At 58.6% G+C, this 732-nt stretch carries 2 pseudogenes; both read right to left on the bottom strand.

The window, feature by feature from the left end:
- Window positions 1-251 precede the first annotated feature (251 nt).
- Window positions 252-353, bottom strand: a pseudogene (locus AWB66_RS34840) (integrase core domain-containing protein); the annotation flags it as partial.
- Window positions 354-411: 58 nt separating this feature from the next.
- A pseudogene (locus tag AWB66_RS34835) lies at window positions 412-732 on the bottom strand (hypothetical protein); the annotation flags it as partial.

Raw genomic sequence — 732 nt, 5'->3', positions numbered from 1 at the left:
CGGATGCCGCAAATCGATCATCGCGTCCAGGCGGCTGCGGAAGAAATCCGGTGTGCTCATCGGCGCTTCTCACTCCCAGAAGATAGGCCCATTTCATATTGAAACTGGGAGTTTCGCAACTGCTTATCTGCACCTATCCGCACGCTGCGCTTGGCTTCGCGCGATTCTGCAAGACCGACGAGCTATATGTGTCTCGATATTGCCGAGGATGGTTGGTACGTGATTTTGCGCCTGCACCTCGGGACACCACCTCACCTTCGAGTTGATGAATCGGTTCTGCGCCTGAACTCGCTTGGCGAGCGGTACTTCAGCGCGCTATGAGGGTGCTCCTCGTTGTAATGCTCGAACGCGACGTAAGAATGCGCGCTGCGGATTTTGAAAGTCACGCAAGCTGGCCGCGCACCGCGAAAGTCATCGTCGAGCGTACAGCGGCACGAAGGGGTGCTTGCTCCGGGGAGCGCCCGTACTCGATGGGCGCTCGTCCCCAATCTCGACCGGCGAGGGACATAACGGAACGTCTTTCCTGACCGTCGTGAGTGCGAGCATCTTCGTAAAGTCATTTGCGGCACGCACGCGCGCAGTGAGGTTCAGCGCTCCGCCCAGTCGAAATACCTTGTCGACAGTCTTCAATAACGACGTGTGGTCGTACAGAGTGTGAAGCGCCCCGGGTTTGTCGGAGACCGGCGAGTTTGGCGTTACGCCGCGCGTGCGGCCAACGCCTGTTTCCGATTG

The organism is Caballeronia telluris (assembly GCF_001544495.1).
GTDB classification, from domain to species: Bacteria; Pseudomonadota; Gammaproteobacteria; order Burkholderiales; family Burkholderiaceae; genus Caballeronia; species Caballeronia telluris.
Note: the sequence above shows the minus strand (reverse complement) of the source record. Positions and strands in the feature narration are given on the sequence as shown.